General features: G+C 57.1%; 18 protein-coding genes. All 18 read right to left on the reverse strand.

The genetic code is table 11. The features are described from left to right. Positions 1–405 precede the first annotated feature (405 nt). Positions 406–1,161, reverse strand: a complete 756-nt coding sequence (locus ORY85_RS03335) for a hypothetical protein (protein ID WP_274571544.1) — start codon at positions 1,159–1,161, stop codon at positions 406–408. Positions 1,162–1,203: 42 nt separating this feature from the next. Beyond that, positions 1,204–2,787, reverse strand: a complete 1,584-nt coding sequence (locus tag ORY85_RS03340) for a phage tail protein (RefSeq protein WP_274571545.1) — start codon at positions 2,785–2,787, stop codon at positions 1,204–1,206. After that, the gene (locus ORY85_RS03345) at positions 2,774–3,352 is read right to left on the reverse strand and encodes a YmfQ family protein (RefSeq protein WP_274571547.1); all 579 of its coding nucleotides are present in this window, start codon (positions 3,350–3,352) and stop codon (positions 2,774–2,776) included. The genes ORY85_RS03340 and ORY85_RS03345 overlap by 14 nt, the downstream gene beginning before the upstream one ends. After that, positions 3,352–4,401: a baseplate J/gp47 family protein gene (locus tag ORY85_RS03350; protein ID WP_274571548.1), complete on the reverse strand. Its 1,050-nt coding sequence runs from the start codon at positions 4,399–4,401 to the stop codon at positions 3,352–3,354. Before ORY85_RS03350 ends, ORY85_RS03345 begins: the two co-directional genes overlap by 1 nt. Positions 4,402–4,414: 13 nt before the next feature. Then, positions 4,415–4,762 carry a phage GP46 family protein gene (locus tag ORY85_RS03355; RefSeq protein WP_274571549.1) on the reverse strand — a complete coding sequence of 116 codons (348 nt, stop codon included), beginning with the start codon at positions 4,760–4,762 and terminating at the stop codon, positions 4,415–4,417. Between the two features lie 99 nt (positions 4,763–4,861). Continuing rightward, positions 4,862–5,506, reverse strand: coding sequence for a phage baseplate assembly protein V (locus ORY85_RS03360; protein WP_274571550.1), 645 nt, complete (start codon positions 5,504–5,506; stop codon positions 4,862–4,864). After that, positions 5,503–6,669, reverse strand: coding sequence for a phage baseplate assembly protein (locus ORY85_RS03365; protein WP_274571632.1), 1,167 nt, complete (start codon positions 6,667–6,669; stop codon positions 5,503–5,505). The genes ORY85_RS03360 and ORY85_RS03365 overlap by 4 nt, the downstream gene beginning before the upstream one ends. Next, positions 6,659–7,984 carry a DNA circularization protein gene (locus tag ORY85_RS03370; protein WP_274571551.1) on the reverse strand — a complete coding sequence of 442 codons (1,326 nt, stop codon included), beginning with the start codon at positions 7,982–7,984 and terminating at the stop codon, positions 6,659–6,661. The genes ORY85_RS03365 and ORY85_RS03370 overlap by 11 nt, the downstream gene beginning before the upstream one ends. After that, positions 7,981–10,272 carry a phage tail tape measure protein gene (locus ORY85_RS03375; protein ID WP_274571552.1) on the reverse strand — a complete coding sequence of 764 codons (2,292 nt, stop codon included), beginning with the start codon at positions 10,270–10,272 and terminating at the stop codon, positions 7,981–7,983. The genes ORY85_RS03370 and ORY85_RS03375 overlap by 4 nt, the downstream gene beginning before the upstream one ends. A 129-nt stretch (positions 10,273–10,401) precedes the next feature. Further along, a complete protein-coding gene (locus ORY85_RS03380; protein WP_274571553.1) occupies positions 10,402–10,560 on the reverse strand; it encodes a TetR family transcriptional regulator in 159 nt (52 codons plus the stop codon). Positions 10,561–10,565: 5 nt separating this feature from the next. Continuing rightward, a complete protein-coding gene (locus tag ORY85_RS03385; protein WP_274571554.1) occupies positions 10,566–10,976 on the reverse strand; it encodes a hypothetical protein in 411 nt (136 codons plus the stop codon). Positions 10,977–10,980: 4 nt separating this feature from the next. Beyond that, on the reverse strand, positions 10,981–11,358 hold the full coding sequence (locus ORY85_RS03390; RefSeq protein WP_274571555.1) for a phage tail protein: 378 nt from the start codon (positions 11,356–11,358) through the stop codon (positions 10,981–10,983). Positions 11,359–11,446: 88 nt separating this feature from the next. Then, positions 11,447–12,853: a phage tail sheath subtilisin-like domain-containing protein gene (locus tag ORY85_RS03395; RefSeq protein WP_274571633.1), complete on the reverse strand. Its 1,407-nt coding sequence runs from the start codon at positions 12,851–12,853 to the stop codon at positions 11,447–11,449. Beyond that, positions 12,849–13,049 (reverse strand): DUF2635 domain-containing protein, encoded by a 201-nt coding sequence (locus tag ORY85_RS03400; protein WP_274571556.1) that lies wholly within the window; start codon positions 13,047–13,049, stop codon positions 12,849–12,851. Before ORY85_RS03400 ends, ORY85_RS03395 begins: the two co-directional genes overlap by 5 nt. Further along, complete coding sequence (locus ORY85_RS03405) at positions 13,046–13,693, reverse strand: phage protein Gp37 (protein ID WP_274571557.1); 648 nt, start codon at positions 13,691–13,693, stop codon at positions 13,046–13,048. The genes ORY85_RS03400 and ORY85_RS03405 overlap by 4 nt, the downstream gene beginning before the upstream one ends. Then, positions 13,665–14,108, reverse strand: coding sequence for a gp436 family protein (locus ORY85_RS03410; protein WP_274571635.1), 444 nt, complete (start codon positions 14,106–14,108; stop codon positions 13,665–13,667). Before ORY85_RS03410 ends, ORY85_RS03405 begins: the two co-directional genes overlap by 29 nt. 336 nt (positions 14,109–14,444) lie before the next feature. Beyond that, positions 14,445–15,353, reverse strand: coding sequence for a Mu-like prophage major head subunit gpT family protein (locus ORY85_RS03415; RefSeq protein ID WP_274571558.1), 909 nt, complete (start codon positions 15,351–15,353; stop codon positions 14,445–14,447). Then, positions 15,353–16,423, reverse strand: a complete 1,071-nt coding sequence (locus tag ORY85_RS03420; RefSeq protein ID WP_274571559.1) for a phage protease — start codon at positions 16,421–16,423, stop codon at positions 15,353–15,355. Before ORY85_RS03420 ends, ORY85_RS03415 begins: the two co-directional genes overlap by 1 nt. Between the last annotated feature and the right edge of the window lie 108 nt (positions 16,424–16,531).

Here is a 16,531-nt window from a genome sequence, read left to right on the forward strand (position 1 = left end):
AAACAGCCGATTACTAAATCAAATGGATACATCGCCAACCGGATACCGGTCCGCCCCCCAATATTGTGTAACGCGCTCTTAGCTTTTGCACCGTTTTCCACTAGCTTTTGCATCAATGGTAAAGACTGGCTGAATATCTGTTGCGGATATTCAGCCAGCTTTTTTCAAGGTAATACGAACGTTTTTTGAACCGATACTTAGAATCCGGCACGGCCGCGTTTACCGCCGCTCGGTACCGGACGGAACCGCGTGCTGTTTCGCCCGCAATGCCAGCGAATGCGGGCTGTGGCGGTGCGGTTCGGGCAGGCCCAGTACGGCGGCGCACCATTCGCTGCAGGTGTTTGTCGGATACGGAGTATCCGACCTACGGCAACTACGGCAACGGCGCGGGTTTCAGACGGCCGTTCAGGCCGTTTCGGGCAGGGTAAACGCGATTTCCACGGCTTCGGCGGCTTCGGCCGTTTGCGCCGCTTCGATGCGGGTTTCCAAGGCCTGCCGCTGGCCTGCGGTGTGGGCGGCCAGTTGCTCGTAGGCCAGTGTTTTGCGCAGGGCGGCGGCTTTGAGGATGCCGGCGGGAATACCCCGTGCGGCGGCGATGCCGTCCAATACGGGGGTGGCCGCGCTGTTGTCGGCCGCCCAGGCTTTGGCTTCGGTGCCCTGAATAATCCAGCTCTGGATTTCGTAGGCGGGGACTTTGTCGGCGCCGACAGCCGCGTCGATATGGGCTTGGGCGGCGCGGGAGAGTTCGGCCAGTCTGCGCTTTTTGGCTTCGGCCAGTGCGGCGGCGGCCAGTTCGGCGGCGCGTTTTTTGTTCTCCACCCAGCGGCCGTCCTGCCAGTCGTGGGCGGGGGACGGGCGCGGTTCGAGGGTCAGGCCGTCTGAAAGTGCGCCTACGGTATCGATGACGACGGCTTGGCCGTCGCCGGTGCGGTAGGCGGTGCGGCCGCGTAAATCTTCGATGTAGTCCCAGCTTTGTGTTCCGGTATTCCAGCGGGCGGCGAAACCTTCGCGGGTTTCGGGCGGTTCGGCATCGATGCAGCCTGCGGGCATCAGGTAGCTGCCGTCGCGGGTGTAGATGTCCAGTTCGGCTGTGGTTCGGCCGAGGTAGAGGCCGTCTGCGTCGAGTTGGCAGACGGGTTTTTGCCATTGGATTTGCGTCATGATGTTTTGTCCTTTCGGGTGGTTTTTGGGGTTTCAGACGGCCTAGATTTTGATGCAGGCCAAGAGGGCCACGTTGCGCGGGCGGGTCTCATGTGTGGCTTTGACGACGCGGGACGCGTCAAAGTCCATGACCCAGCCGCCGCGGCCGCCGCCGTCACCGTCCTGCTCGCCCTGATGGCGGCGCGCGAAGACGCCTGAGGGCAGTTGCGCCCAAGAAGCGGTCGGAATCACACCGGTAATATTCTCGATTGAGAAATCCTGCCATGTGCCGATGCCGCGCCCGCCGTCGGCACCGCGCCCCGCGTCCCAGCCGCGGATAAATTCGCCGCGCAGGTCGGGCAGGTTGAAGGTAGTGCGGCCGTCGCCCGCGCCGTAGCGGGTGCCGATGGCGCGGTAAAGGTCGGCAAAGACGGTACGCGAAACGGCCGCGCCGTCGGCACGCAGCCAGCCCGCCGGTGCGCTGTCGGCGGCAAAATAGATAACGGTGCCGGGCGGGACGCCGTCTGTACGGCGGGCGAAGTATTCGTGCAGCCAGCCGTAGGTGTGGTGGCGCAGGCCGTCTGCGGTTACCAGCAGGCCTTCCACACGCCGGTCTTGGTCGGCGCGCCCTGCGGGGGTCAGGTGCAGGGCGACGGCGTATTCGCCCGCATCCGCTCCGGCTTTAATCTGCATACCGCCTTTAATGACGCCCTGCACGGCACCGTCGAAGAAGGTGCTTTTACCGGCGGCGGTGTTGTCGGCGACAAAGCCCGCCCAGTCGCCGCCGTAGGACACGCGCAGCGGGCCGGCAACCGTGCCGCCCGTTTTATCCAGCTTGGTGTCCAAATCGGTGCGGCGGGCGAAGTATTCGTGCAGGTGGCCGTAGCTGCGGTGGTGCAGGCCGTCTGCGGAAACGGTCAGGGCATCGACGCGGCGGTCGCGCGCGGCATCGCCGGCCGCCGTGGCCTGAATCACAAAGTTGTAGCTGCCGCCGCCGGCCGCGCGCACCTGCATGCCGCCTTTGTAGATGTCCCGCACGGAGACGGTGAAAAAGCCGTGTTTGTCGGCTTCCCCGTTGTTGATGGTGAGGCCGGCCCAGTTGCCGTTGTAGGACAGGGTCAGCGGGCCGGTCAGAGTACCGCCGGTTTTGTCGAGTTTGCCGTCCAGTCCCGAGGCGGCTTCAAGGGCTTTGGTATAGGCCTGCCGCACGGCATTGGGCGTGGCCGCTTCGGTTTGGCTGGTGCCGGTAACCGAATCGTTCAGGCGCACGATGCCCGCCCGCGTGGTGCTGGCGGTGTCGATGGCGTGGCTGTGGCCGGTGGCGGTGGTGCCGTTGGTGCTGGCGGCGGTGATGGTGGACGGGTTGCCCAGCGAAATGGTGCGGCTGCCGCTCAAATTGCCGCCGCCGATTAAGCCGTTGCCGGCGGTGATGAAGGTGGTTTTGCTTACCGCCTGTCCGAGTGCGCTGCTGATCAGACGGTAAATCTGGTTGGGTGTGCCGGGAACGGGTTCGCTGCCGAAACCGCGGATCAGGCCGACCAGTTCGTCCTGTACGGCGTTGAGCCAGTCGGCGGTCACGACGGTGCCGAGTACGTCGCGGCCGTTGCCGTCGGCAAAGCGTTTGTCTTGGGTGTTAATCTCGCGCATGTTCTGCTCCGTAGGTAAAGCCGACCCAGGTGTGGGCGGGTTTGAGGTCTTCAAAAATGCTTTCAATCACATCGTCGGCATATTCGGACAGGCGGCCGCCGGCCGTACCGGCTCCGGCACGGAACAGCCAGATGCGCTGGCTGCTGCCCTGCACATGGACGCGCCATGTCCAGATGATGTCTTCGGGGGCAATCCTGTCGCCTGCGCGGTTCTGCCCCGCGCGGAAAGGCTGCGGTTCTTCGATGCGGATGCGGTAGCCCGCCGCTTCGGCCAGCCGGATAAAGTAGGGAATGCTCAATCCGCCCGTGGCGTTGATTTTGGCGAGAACGGCCGCGCGCCGCTGCGGATAGGATTGGCCGCTGCCGTTTAAACCGAGCAGGCGTTCCCAGTCGGGCAAGGCATCGCCTGCCGTGCGCGGATCCATGGCATTCAGTACTTGTGTGGCAGAATCCGCTATGTTATTGAGCACCCGGGCATCGATTCTCGCCTGATTACGTATTTTCAGAGCATTGCGCGCATAGGATACCGGCGGCAGCAAGCCCAATAAGGTATCGGTATAGTCCATTACATTGCGGTTACAGTAATCTGCCCCAATTTAAACCACTCAATACGCCTCAGCATCTCAGCGTTGCGGTTAGCGGCAGGGCTGGTTAAACGGCGGTCGGCAATACCGTCCGCATTGCTGATAGCGGCCTCAATTTGCGATACAATCAGGCCGTCCCCGGGTATCAGTGTGTTAAAGTATTCGGTCAAAGCCGTTTCTATACGTTCTTTTGCCGTCGGCAGATCAATGCCGTCTGTTCTAACCTGTACGGTAACCGGCACGGTCGTTACATCAGGCTTGAATACCAAGCTGCTTTTGGCTGTTACCGGCCGCATTTCGTCAATATAGGCTTGAACTCTTCCAATCACTTCATCGCTTGGCATACCGCCAGCGGAAGTAACGGCAATATCTACGGTTCCGAGGCCGCGCCGCAGCGGATAAACATAGGCCGAAGTCACGCCGTCTACATTGAGTGCCCAGTTTTTATAATCGTTCCGGTTTCCTCCTGCGGGTGGGCGGCGGATCAGTTCCAACAGTCTCGACAAGAGGGAAGCATCATTTTCGGTATCTGTTCCTCCTGCAGCCTGTATACGGCAATCTGCCGATACACCGGCTGACGGTGCCATAAGCTGTCCTGCGGTGTCGGTAGCGTTGGCGGCTGAGCCGGCAGTGTCGGCAATAATCGGCACTTCGGTTTGGCCATCGCTGCCGATTTGTGCTGCTTCAGTAGTACGGTAAAAACGGCTGCCTGCCCTGATTTGTGTTCCTGCCGGTACGTGTGCGCCGACATTGCCGCAGATCACTGCACTGCCTGCGGCAGTAGTCGGACTGCGGCGGCGCAAGCCTCGCAGAGACGCGTGCCGTTCCAAATACTCACTGTCGGCAGTATCCGGAAAAATTTGCTGTGCCATCCACACCTGATGTGCATACTGGCCGACGGCGCAGCTGGCCAAGCGGCTGGCATGTACGAAATGGTCGCTGTCGGCAGAAATGTCGGCCGTAGGATCCAGAGAGCGTGTGTCGCGCAAAACGGCATCGCGGATTTCATCAAAAGTCGGTGTCTGAAACATCGTTAAACAGCCTTTAAATCACGGGGACTCTGTGCCGGTAATCGAATCCGCCGACAGCCGTCTGTACACTGATGTACAGCAGAACGCTGCCGTTACGCGGCTGCTCTGCCGATACAGTAATGCGTTCGGCACGTCCGCTGTCGGTAATCGGCTGCAACGCTTCTTGGGCGTATTGTTCGGCCAATTGCGCTACTCTGGCCATATCTTTCTCGCGCTGCAAAAGATGCAGTTGCGACCCTAAGCTGCGGTCTGCCCACCAAGTACCCAAAGGCGTACGCAGGCGGATATAGACAGCGTTTTGCAGCGTGTCGGTTGTACGGCCGGTGTAATCTCCGGTCAGCGGATCTAACTCTTTATCCATGATGAGATTTTGCGCTTTTCAGACGGCCTTCCGAAGTGGAGGGTCTTCAATCCCGATAGGTCAAAAAAAGCAGCCCGGAGGCTGCTGAATGGTGCTGAATTACGAAATGACATTACCTGTTTCGGCACCATTGGTTTCGCTGTGCCTGTGGCCGGCACCGATGTCCACACCGTTGTTGCTGATGCTGCCCGTATTGGCGAAATCGCCCGTATGCGTGATGCTGCCGGTAAAGCTGGCACCGGCACCGCCGCGGACGGCCATGCCGCCGTTGCCGTTAATCTGCCCCTGCGCGGTCAGCTGTGCCGTACACTGTACATTCGGCGCGTCAACCGTCACGCCGCCCGGGGCGCGGATATTCAGCGTGTCGCAGTCGATTTCGATCAGACGGCCCTGCCTGAGTGTAATACTGCCGCCCGACTGGTCGTATACGGCCACTTCGCCCGCGGCCAGGCCTTTGATGCGGAAGCTGCCGTGTTCGGTGGCGACAATCACGCCGTGCGATGTTGCACCGCCCAAGGGAATCACGACTGCCTCCGTTCCTTCCGGCGGATGACTGGTAAAGCCGAACTGCTGCAAGTGTTCGACATCTTGCAGGACTTCATCGGCCAATCCGCCCAACTGCGCCCGCTGGACCGGCTCTTCTGATGCTATTCGGGTAATTTTTCCGCGAAACGCCGAACGTACCGCACTGCCCATACCGGCTGCGGCCTGTTTGGTTTTTTGCGCCAACTTCATCAAACTCATTCAAATACCGCCGTTTCTTGGTTGGGGTTTCCGGCTGCTTTTGACTGCGGCCGTTTTTTTCTTTTGTCGGTTACCCCTTTTTTCTTCCCGCTGCGCTTCCGGGCAGCTTCGGATTTTTTCGGGTAAGCATCGGGTGTCCAGACACCGTCCTCTTTCAGACGCAGTTCAGTAGTTGTACCTCCCGCACGATTCAAACTGAAACGTCGGCCCATCAGGAAATAAACGGCATCTATGCCTTCTTCTTCGTCAATGACATGTACACGCTGACCGGGCCGCCACAATGTACCGGATTCGGTTTTGTGGTCGCCTACGGTAACCGTAAGCGTCAGCCCCTCCAACCGCCAGTCGGCCAACTGCTTTTTGGCCTGTTTCTGCAGTGCGGCCAGATTATCGGCATCGGATACCACTACCGTTTTCGGTTTGTGCAAGGTCATGGTCGGGTCGGTATAAACCCATTTGAGGTCGTGCCTGGCACTATTACCGCTGCGCCCGTGCGACTGCGCCAAAAAAGTGACTTCCGAAAAACGGTTGTCACTGTCGCGCTCGGTACGGATGCGTTCGATATTGCGCCTCCGGTCGTTACGGCTCCAACACAATGTCGCTACCGGCTCCCCGGTATAGTCCGCACCGCCGATAACCAGTGTGCCACCCGGCTCCATCCACGGATGCAGCCCGACCGAATTAGCCAATTTAGTGAGTGTCTGCCAGACGGTCTCGCCCGGCTCTATATCGATTTTGTCCAGTACCGGGTTTTGTTCGGCACGTAATACCGTCTGTTTGATTTGCGGCCAGGGCGCAGTCAGTTTTCCGGCTGCGTCTAAAACCGTCATCCCTTTAATATTGATTTGGGGGGCGGAGCAGTCCACCAGCAGCCCTGCCAAATCCCTGCCGCTCAGACGCAGGCTGCGGCTGCCCTTGCCTTTATCGTGAAGCTGGCTGCCGATAATGCCGGTCAGAACCGTTTCTCCGTTGATGATGACTTCGCACGGCTCCCCACTGAGATCAGGCACTTCGTGGCCGTCAGGCAGGCCGAGATCAAAATCAAAACCGTCGGCGGGTATCAAAAAATCGCTGTCAATATCATAAGACAGCCAATGGCGGTGTTCCTGTGCACCGATGCGCACCACTACTGTATTGCCGTAAGGATAAGGTTTATCGTGCATAGCCATTAATCGGTACCCCCTGTTTGATCAAAGACGGATGCGTGATATGCGGATTGAGCCGTATCAATTCCGGCGCACGGCCGATGTCGCCGTATAAGGCAAACGCTACTTGATGGACAGTGCCGCTCAGCGGGGACGGCCGCACAATCAGTGGCGGCTTTTGGTTGATTGCAGACAGCACCATATCATTGAAGCGTCCGGCACTTTCGCGCATCGCTTCACAACACTGATGTACGGACGGGTACAGCCGGTCGGCCTCTCCCACAGATGTTGTGCGGGCTGAAATCAAAATACTGCGCAATGCCGTGATGGTGTACTGTATGTTCTGCCGCAGCGTCCGGTTGATGTGCATCAATTCCGGAGCGGTCATGTTTTCGCCGTAGGCCTCAATCAAAATTTGCCCCAAGGACAGCAGAGCAGATAAAGTGCATAAATGCAGTATCTGTGCTACGGCCTGCATTTGAGGATCAGTAATGCGTTGCATCCGCCGGTTATCCCGGCTGCCGACCGATACTTGGTGTGGCAGATCCGCCAGATTACCGGCCAAATCCACGGCAGCATCAAAACGCAGGCGCACACTGCGGTTATCGGCCTGTGCCGTACCGTCCGGATGAACCGATGCGGCGGTGAAAATCCCTTCCCGGCACATTTTCACGAAATCGTCAGATGCTGATGAAACCATTGTGGAAAAATGATCCGACCGATAGGATCCGCGGTCGGGATACAGCCTTATATCGGCCTGAACCGTCTGTCGTACAGCTGCATAGACACCGCGTAAAGCAGCCCATAATCCCTGTGCACTACCCCACAAAGCCGATAGCCCGTTTTTCGCTGCCAATAAGGCATCAAGCATGCCGACAGATGCCATACGGACGGCATCAATCCGTGAAATCAGCCGTTCCAGTGCCATCAGGAAATGGTTTTCAAAAACAAAAATCCGTTGAGCTTCTGCCGCCTCGCGGAAAGTCATGTCGATGGCAGCGTAATCTACATTTTCGGCATCGTGCCGGTAGCTCCACGAGACAGCCAGCATATTATTCAGCCGACCCCATACCGGATGAACTAAGACCCCCGCACCCGGCTCTTCAAGCACTTTTAAAAGACGCAGCAGACTGCTGCTGTACTGCTTGCCGTAAAACACGGCGGAAACCTGTACTTGGCGGCCGTCGGTTCCCATGTCCTCCAGCTCCACTCCCTGTGTAAATGCACGGGCATGTTCGACCAGAGTTTTGCCGTTGCGCTCGTCCAGTGCAGTCACATCAAAAACCACTCCTTTATAAGAGGCATCCTGTAAAATAGTGTGCCAACCGCTCATTGTGCTGCTCCCCGCCCGAACATAGCCACTTGATAACGGGATACCTCGTTGGCGATGACACGGCCGTCCAAATTAACCGTCATATTGTTTTGAATCGTTTGATTCAGGCCGGACAATAAAGCGGTAATGGCTGAAAGTGATGACGTAACAGCAGCGGTATCGTCCGCCACTGCTGCCTGATATTGTGCAGTTTGTGTACTAATCGCTGTTTGATAGGCAGCGGTTTGCTCTGTAATCACCGGCGTCAGTTTTTCCGGTGTTTCCGCTGTTTTGAGCGATGCGGGGGGTGCGGCAGGCTGTAAGGGGAGCGGCTTGGCCGCCTCGGGGATATTTGCGCGTGCTGCCGCTCCCGCGCTGCTGATGAGATCGGCCAACCGGCCACCGGCAAACGCACCGGCCAAGCCGCCGCCGATACTGCCCAAAGCCGCACCGACAGCCGTACCGATTCCCGGCGCAATAGCTGTACCGATCACAGCCCCCAATTTTCCGCCAGCCAACGCACCCGCCAAACCGCCGCCGGTTTCTCCGGCATTTTTCACTTGTGCTGTATTTTTCTCGCGGCGGCTCAAATCATTACGCCGTTCGATATTCACGGCATCGAATACCCCCGCACCGACAACGGCCAGCGGTGCGGCACGTCCGAGCCATTTCCCCGCACTGCCTGCAGCTGTGCCCAAACCGGCACGCAGACCGCCGGCCGCACCACCTCCTCGTCCGAGTAGTGCCACGGCACCCTGTGCGACTGCAGCTGCCGTAGCCGCAGCGGCCAATGCCTGCAAAGCCAGCGTGGCGTTGGGATATTCGGCCGTCAGGCTTTTCAGTGCGGTTTCTGCTTCCACAAGCGGGGCGGTAACGGCATCACGCTCCAACATGGCGAGTGATTCCGCTCGTTCCTGTTGGGCCAATGCCGTACTTTGTTGCACCGCCAGCCGTTTATCCACCAGACTGTCGCTGTCTTTCATGCCGATCAGCTCCTGATACAGCCCCTGTACCTGTTCGATATCGGAAGCCGCCAACAAACCGGCTTTGGCCTGCAAATCCGGCAACAGTTTTGACAGCACAAAACCTTTCATAATGTTCATCTGGCTTTGTGCTTCTGTATCGCCCGTATCTGCGCGCTTTTTATATTCCTGATATTTTCTGTCTTTTTCCAGTATGGTATTGGCCAGCCGCGACAATACCTGTACCGCACTTTCGCCGTTCTCCCGCCCCTTTAAAACCGACGCCTGCCAGTCGATGCCTTTTCCCGGAGCATTGGGATTCGCCATTTTTTCCAGCCGTTTCACCGTATCGGCAGACAGGGTTTTTTCCAGCAGATTGCGCACATTATTGGCCGCTTCGCTGTTGGAACCGGCTTTATTGGCAGCTGATTGCAATGTAGAGAGCAGCATGGCAAAGCCGTCCAAACCGTCCATGCCCGCTGCTTTGGCGGCAGGCAGCAGCGCCGGCAGTTCGCGTACCATATCGGCAATTTCAAAATTGCCCTGCATTCCCGATTTCATGGCGTATTCGAAGGCTTTCGCCAAATTTTCATCTTTAAAGCCGAAATCGCCCAAAACCTTCATCAGCTTTGCGGTATCTTCGGGGTTATATTCGCCCGGCCGTTCGCTGCTGGCCAGCATGGCACGGTGTGAAGCGTTTGCGTTGCCGCGTACCTGACCAAAATCCATACCGTTGGCCATCATGCTGTTAATCAGGGTTAATGCGGCATCGGCCGTGCCGCCGTTTCTGTCCACTAATTCTTTAACTAAAGCGCGGATTTCGCTTTTGCCTTCTTTGGCAATCCAGTCTGCACTTTTACTGCCGTCTTCACCGTAAGCCTGCCAAGCCACTTGCGCCATATTTGCATCAAGTTGCTTTTCGTTGTCCATTGCGGGTTTCAGTACACTGTATGCCGCCATACTGCCCGCAACGGTTCCCGCACCGATACGGCCTGCCGTCTGTAAGCCTTTCCCCCAGCGGCTTTGTGCGCCAATGCCCTGATTGAGTTCGGCTGTCAATTCACGGATACGGTTTTTGGTGGCAACGGCTGCACGCTGCAAATCGTTTTGCGATGCGGTACCGCTGCGGGCCAAACGGCGGAACGCCGCCTGCGTTTGCAGGATTTCGCGTTGGATTGCGCGTTCAGAACGGATACCGGCCAGCTCGTAGGGGCGGTTGCTGCGGGCCAACTGTTCGCGCGACAATTTGCTTTTGAGCAATTGCCGCTCGGTTTCGCGCAACAGTTTGACTGCTCCGTCATCGCGGCCGGTTAGAGACAAAACCAGCTTCATATTTGTATCGGACATAAAAAATCGGCCTTCAAACCCAGATTAACTCACGGTTAATGATGGTTCAAAGGCCGTCTGAAACGGCACGGGACAGTTTTCACGCCCTGATGCACAGCATCAACATGCTACACGGGATAGCCGCAGGTTCTAGTCTGCGGGTTTGGGGCGGCGGCGCGAAATAATCACACCGTCTCCGCCGACCGGCCGCTTCATCCCCATACTGAGTAAAATGTCGTCAAACCACGCGGCCAGTTCGGCATGACACATATTCCGTACTTCGGCCGCGCCGATACCGGCTTTGGCCATGAAAATCACGGCTTGTCGGTAGTTTTGATGACTGATGCGCCAGCTTCCGGCAGTTTGGCCGCTGCGGCGGGTGCGGGACTGCCCGTAGCGGCGGCGGATTTTCCCGCCAATACGTCCATTTCGTTCAAGATTTGACGGTAATCTTCGCCGGTCAGATTCGCCATCAGGTAATCTGCTGTCAAAGCATCGGGCGGTACGCCGTCGATATTGAGCTGCTGCGCCCAGTAAATCAGCGTTTCATAGACACTGCGTGCCGTTCGCGCAGCAGGGGCGGCATCGTCGGGCAGCGGCGGCAACTCGTCCAATTCCGTCATGGCGGCCAGCTCACCGCCGATGGTCAGCGGGCGTAAAACGGCCGTACGGAAAGTGCTGCCGTTATAAGGTACGCCCCAAGCCAAATCAAATTGATGCTTCATCGGTTTACTCCACAACTTTATCCAGTGCACCCATTTCGATATCGATGCGCGCTTCGTTGTCCGCTTCATACTGCTCACTGGTTTCCAGTGTAAAGCAGTCGATATAGGACACACGCTTATCTTCTTTATTGATGGGGTAGATGGTAATTTTTGCTTTGGTAATGTTGTCCCAATCGACGGTGGCACCGTCAATCGGAATCGCCGCAGTAACGCTTAATTTGTGTTCCGTTACGCCGTCGGCATAACCCAATACGCGGCCGGCACGGTTCATGGTTTTGACGGGTTTGCGGCCGGTGGTGGTTTGCGGTTTGATGCTGATGATTTCAATATCGCGGCCGTCGATTTCCATAATGACGGCACCGGCATAAGTGGCATCACTCATAAAGCTTGTTCCTTTCGCTTGTTTTAGCTTCGCAGAAATAGTGCTGCGCACTATTTTCAGACGGCCTGCTTTAAGGCCGCCGGTATGGTTACAGAATCAGGTCGATGCGGGCTGCGAAGACATGCAGGCCGTTGACCACGTCGGCGGGAATAACGGCATTGACGCGGTTGGCATCCTGCATGCTGCGTGATACCAGTAATTTGGCCTTGTTCTCCGCCACGTTTTCGATGATTTCGGACAGCTCCAGCTTGTAGAGTACATCCAAAATTTCACTGCGGATTTTGGGCAGCAAACGGTTGTTCAGTTTGTCGCGGGGAAAGCGCAATGCCATACGTTCTTTGACCGCACGGCGGACGTAATCCAATGTACGGACGGTGGTGATGTCGAGCAAAGAGGGATCATCGACATCGGTTGCCGATTTGGTGTAGGTGGATACTGCGCGCATAATCTGCACTTTTCCTGCCACTACTGTCAGAGGTGTCAGTCCGTTATACAGCGCGCTGTTGCATTCGTTAAACAGTGGCCAGTCGGCATCCGGCGTGATAGACAGCCCTTTGATTTCCAATGTATTGAGCGGACGCGCGGGGTCTTCTTCCGCAGCCAGCACCGCTGCATAACCGGCGGCCAGTACCGCATTGGCTTCTGCCGCCCCCTTGTACCAGGCACAGGTAATGCGGCCGTCGTTGAGCCGGGCGCTCATGGCCGCACCTGCCGACATGGTGCCGCGATGGCCGATGACACCGATGCAGCCGCGCTGTTCGATAGCATTGGATACTTGGCCGATATGGTCGGACAATGCTTTGAGATTGGTATCGTCATTAAACGGACAGACGATAATGTGATACTGACGGCCGGCTACTTTGGCCAAAGCAGGTGCAATGTCGGCATTGCGTGCACCATTGGACATATCGGATACCGTAATGCTCAGACGGCTGTTTCCGGTATCGACCGCCAAGCTGATCTCATTACCGATTTCTCCCTTGCAGCGTGCGGTTAAGGTCAGCGTACTGTCAGACAATGAGGCCGTTACCGGTAGTGCTGCGTGGTTGACAGCTGCCAGCAGGCGCGCCGCTACGACGGATGCCGCCTCGCCGCTCTGTGCTGCCACACTGACAGTTTGTCCGCCAATCAGTACACCGACTGCCGAAGTGGCCGCTACTGTTCCGTCCAGCGTGATACTGCCTTGTGCGGCCACTCCGGCATCGTGATCGGGCAGACCGATAACGGTCAAATCCAGATAGGCATGATTACGGAATGCCTGACGTACCATCATCTGCGCCCACGAACCGCGGCCGAATAAGTCGCCCGCCTGTGCATCGCTGTAAAGCGGCACCGGTGTCAGAGGAGTCTGGCTGCCGCCGCCGGCCGGTGCCAGCAGCAGTACTTTCTGCGGATTCTGCGGCAGGCCTTGAACTGCGGTTCGGGTATTAAATTCGATGTATTGACCGGGTACGCGCAGGCTGCCCGGAATGGTATCCAATGAGATATGTTCAATTGCCATGATCTGCTCCTTGGGCTTTTGGTGATTTCAGACGGCTGCTGACCGGCAGCAAATCGCCGTCGGCCAGCAGACGGCGGTAATACAGGCTGTCGCCGTCCACGGCCACCGGCTTTTGGCCGATATATTCGCGAGGATTTCCCTCCTGCGGTACGAGCAGCCCGTCTGCTGCCTTCACATTGATCAGGTTCATGCCTTGTCCTTTCCTAAATCACATGCAAACGGTATTTGTGTATCGGTTGAAGGGTCGAAAATCAAGCCGTCCATGACTTCAAACCACGGATACGGTTCGGATAGTGCCCCTTGATATTTCGTGAAAATATGGTCGGGATGCTGCGGGTTGTCGTTTTGTTCGGGAAAGCGCCCGTCTTCCAGCGGATAACTGTCAAAATGCAGGGTATATTCGACGGCAACCACACTTAAAACGGCTGTCTGTACCAAAGTATTCTTGACCAGCGGGCGTACCGCTTTCGGTGTCAGCCCGCGGCTGTCAGCCAGCCCCAAACACTGTCCGTCCAACAGACGGCGTACGGCGTAAATCAGATCGTTGCTGCCGATTTCGCGCCAGTCGATACCGCCTTGCCTCAATGCCTGTTCGTTACGCAGGCCGCGCGTGGCGCACATTACCGCAAATTCGGCCTGATCCTGATAGCGGCACTTCCCGACCGAGCGCGGCATCACTCTGCTGCCTCCATACGTTACCCATACCGCAGGCAGTGTACTGACACTGGCCGGGAGATCGTCCAGCTCGCCGTTATAACTTTTGACGGTACGCACCAAACGTCCCAGTCCCTGTCTGAGGCGTTCGCTAATCTGCTGCTCGATCCGGGTAATCACGGGCAAAAATCCTGTTTTTGGCATTGGTAAACATCACGCCGCTGTCAGCAGTTTCCGCCTGACCGGTTTCTCCGTCTGCACCGCCCAGCTGCACTTCGCCTTTGGCCAGTGCTTTGAGCAGGTTGAGTACATCAATGTGATAGCGGTTGCGGATTTCTTCGGTAATCAGCACGCCGTTGGCCGCAGTCAGCCGGTAGCGCGCAATATCGCAGCACAACCGTTTCAGAATCGGCGGTGTTTCATCAAACGGCCGCCTGAACCGCCCGAGATAGGCATCGATTTCCGCACCCGCATCGGCCAGTGCAACGGATGCCACTTCCCGATTGACGGTTCCGCTGTGGTTGCGGTCGGTCATCTCAATCATTTCAAGCTCGCCGAAACGTTCCACCATATCGGCAACATCGGCATAGGCCATCATTCGGCTCCGGCAAACTGTAATGCAGGTTCTGCCATCACTGCGGCCCAGGCTGTTGCACCGATTTCGGTACGCTTCACTTCACGCCAACTGCCGTCAAACCTCAGGCCGCTGCGCCAAAAAGGTTTACCCGATGCACTGCGTATCAACAGTTTGTCGCGGCCGCCGGCCGTTCTGAGTCCGGCGGCTTCCTGCTCTGCCGTCAGAGTATCTGTCTGTGGCGGAGCTTGTTCAGCCGTTGCATGGTTTTGGACGGCTGAACCGTTTTTTTGTTTTGCCCGTGTCATATCTGTCTCCTGTTTCAAACGGCAGGAAAGCCGTCTGAAAACCGGTTAATTACAGATGTACTGAAACATGCAGTTTCAGACGGCCTTTAAAGGTGTTGGTGGTACCGTTGATTTTGTCGGCTTCCAACAATTCGCGTGCTTTTCCTTCCAGCTCGGGCGGCACGATCAGCAGGCTGGGCTTCACATTCAACTTATAGCCACCGTCCGCTTCGATGCGCTGCATTTTGACGATAATTGCTTCCAGATTGGCTTTGGTCAGTGCGGTTTTCTCGGCCAAGTGTGCCAACTGCCACAGGCCGAAACCGGCGGCGCAACGGCGGCGTGAACCGTAAAGATAGACATCTTCCATAAACACCTTGTCCGATTTTGCCGGATCGAACTTGGCTTCAAATTCCGGTTCGGTGCGGCTTTGGAAAACCAGCGGTTTGAGTGTTTTCGTATCGTCCACCACATACCAGTTCGGTACGTCTTCGTCGGTGCCGACAGTCAGGTTTGCAGTCGGCGTGTTACCGCCCGTGCCGTCGGTTTTACTGCTGACGGGGTGGTCGGTATCAAAGAAATACTGGCCGTCGTAACAGAAGGTGGTTTTACCTGCTCTCAACAGTCCCCATACCAGAGTATCGGGCAGAGAGGCAGCAGACTCGCCCATTGCAGCCATCATCGGACGGTACATACCCACCTGATCGTCCTCAATATCGGTGCGCTCGACACTGACAGTGGCTTCAAATTTTTTATTGGCCAGACTCATCGCCTCTTTAGCCATTCTTTCGATTTGGCGCGCACCCACCCACTCACGCATTTGCGGGAATTTGCCGAGCCATGCGTAAGTATTGATGGCGGTGGTGGAAGGTACAGTCATCGCAATGGCCTGATATGACGGCTGAACGCTTTGCAGACCGTTTGCAAACTCCTTGCGGAATGCGGCGGTAATGGCCGTTAAAATGGCGGATTTATCCATTATTGATCATCCTTTTCGGTTTTCAGGCGGGCAAATTCGGCATGTGTCATACCGAGCATTTTGGCGGCGGCGGCCTCTTCGGCCGTGAGTGCGGCCACATTCGGAGTACCGTCTGCGCCCACAGCAGCAGTCTGCGTGCAGGATAAAGCGGCAACAGCTTGGGCGTTGTCCAGATAGCCGGTTAAGAAAGCCAAACCGTTGGGCTGTTTCAGCACGCTTTTGGCCCATTCTTTTTGCGCCGGCAGCAGTTTGCCTGCACTCAAAGCAGCCGCAATCAGATCTTTGCCCTTGTCGGCTTCCAATTGCGCCGACAATGCGGCCAAGCGGTTTTGCAGTTCCTGCACGACTGAAACCGGCGCATATTGTGTCGGATCGGGTGTGGCATTCTGTACGGACAGTACGGCGGCTTTTTGTCCGGCAGCAGCCGGCTGGACAAATAAATCGGCTGACAGTACGGCATCTTTGGGCTTGGCCGCCAGCAGTGCGCTTAAAGCGGCCGTCAGCTCCTCTTCTGTGGCCTGAGGCAGACCGAACAGTTGTTGCAATAACGCTTTCATCGGATTTTGCTCCGTTTCTGGTTTAAAAAACTGTGCCGACGCGGCCGCCAACACTTCGTCCATACCGTCCAATGCCGGATAGTTGGTCAATGCGGCATGATGGATTTTTCGTACATACCCCTGCGTGTCGTACGAAAATACCGCAGAGATATAGCGGTATTCTCTGGCTGCAATCGCAGCGGCCGCTTTATCTGTCCATTCCACATCGGCAAACAGCCCTTCCGGTGTAAACATCAGTCGGCGCATCCAACCGGCAGCGGGCGCGGGACGGCCGTTTTTCTCCTTGTGCAGGGTTTGGTGTTCGTAATCGACTACCAATTGATTACGGCTGCTGTTGGCCGAATCTGCTACATTCAGGCCGTTCTCTTCGGTCAGATACCAAGCAGGCGCATCAAACGGCCGGCCGTCGATCGCACGGAACTCGCCGTAGGGCAGCAGCTGGATGCGGCCGTTTTGCGGAGAGGCTTCAAAACTGCATACAGCCAGCATCAGGTCGGGTTTCTTTGGGTGCATGGTTTTCTCACTTACAATGCCGCCATTTTGCCGCAACCGCTCCGCGCCGGTCAGGGGAGAAGCTTCAACCCTTTTCCGGCCGCAAAAAAAGCAGCCCGACGGCTGCCT

The sequence above is a fragment of the Neisseria leonii genome (assembly GCF_028776105.2).
In the GTDB taxonomy this organism is placed as follows: Bacteria; Pseudomonadota; Gammaproteobacteria; order Burkholderiales; family Neisseriaceae; genus Neisseria; species Neisseria leonii.

Excerpts from the sequence above, each read along its gene's own strand:
- ORY85_RS03335 (WP_274571544.1), bottom strand. The coding sequence starts at position 1,161 with ATGACGCAAATCCAATGGCAAAAACCCGTCTGCCAACTCGACGCAGAC.
- ORY85_RS03340 (WP_274571545.1), bottom strand. The coding sequence starts at position 2,787 with ATGCGCGAGATTAACACCCAAGACAAACGCTTTGCCGACGGCAACGGC.
- ORY85_RS03345 (WP_274571547.1), bottom strand. The coding sequence starts at position 3,352 with ATGGACTATACCGATACCTTATTGGGCTTGCTGCCGCCGGTATCCTAT.
- ORY85_RS03350 (WP_274571548.1), bottom strand. The coding sequence starts at position 4,401 with ATGTTTCAGACACCGACTTTTGATGAAATCCGCGATGCCGTTTTGCGC.
- ORY85_RS03355 (WP_274571549.1), bottom strand. The coding sequence starts at position 4,762 with ATGGATAAAGAGTTAGATCCGCTGACCGGAGATTACACCGGCCGTACA.
- ORY85_RS03360 (WP_274571550.1), bottom strand. The coding sequence starts at position 5,506 with ATGAGTTTGATGAAGTTGGCGCAAAAAACCAAACAGGCCGCAGCCGGT.
- ORY85_RS03365 (WP_274571632.1), bottom strand. The coding sequence starts at position 6,669 with ATGCACGATAAACCTTATCCTTACGGCAATACAGTAGTGGTGCGCATC.
- ORY85_RS03370 (WP_274571551.1), bottom strand. The coding sequence starts at position 7,984 with ATGAGCGGTTGGCACACTATTTTACAGGATGCCTCTTATAAAGGAGTG.
- ORY85_RS03375 (WP_274571552.1), bottom strand. The coding sequence starts at position 10,272 with ATGTCCGATACAAATATGAAGCTGGTTTTGTCTCTAACCGGCCGCGAT.
- ORY85_RS03380 (WP_274571553.1), bottom strand. The coding sequence starts at position 10,560 with ATGGCCAAAGCCGGTATCGGCGCGGCCGAAGTACGGAATATGTGTCAT.
- ORY85_RS03385 (WP_274571554.1), bottom strand. The coding sequence starts at position 10,976 with ATGAAGCATCAATTTGATTTGGCTTGGGGCGTACCTTATAACGGCAGC.
- ORY85_RS03390 (WP_274571555.1), bottom strand. The coding sequence starts at position 11,358 with ATGAGTGATGCCACTTATGCCGGTGCCGTCATTATGGAAATCGACGGC.
- ORY85_RS03400 (WP_274571556.1), bottom strand. The coding sequence starts at position 13,049 with ATGAACCTGATCAATGTGAAGGCAGCAGACGGGCTGCTCGTACCGCAG.
- ORY85_RS03410 (WP_274571635.1), bottom strand. The coding sequence starts at position 14,108 with ATGGCCTATGCCGATGTTGCCGATATGGTGGAACGTTTCGGCGAGCTT.
- ORY85_RS03415 (WP_274571558.1), bottom strand. The coding sequence starts at position 15,353 with ATGGATAAATCCGCCATTTTAACGGCCATTACCGCCGCATTCCGCAAG.
- ORY85_RS03420 (WP_274571559.1), bottom strand. The coding sequence starts at position 16,423 with ATGCACCCAAAGAAACCCGACCTGATGCTGGCTGTATGCAGTTTTGAA.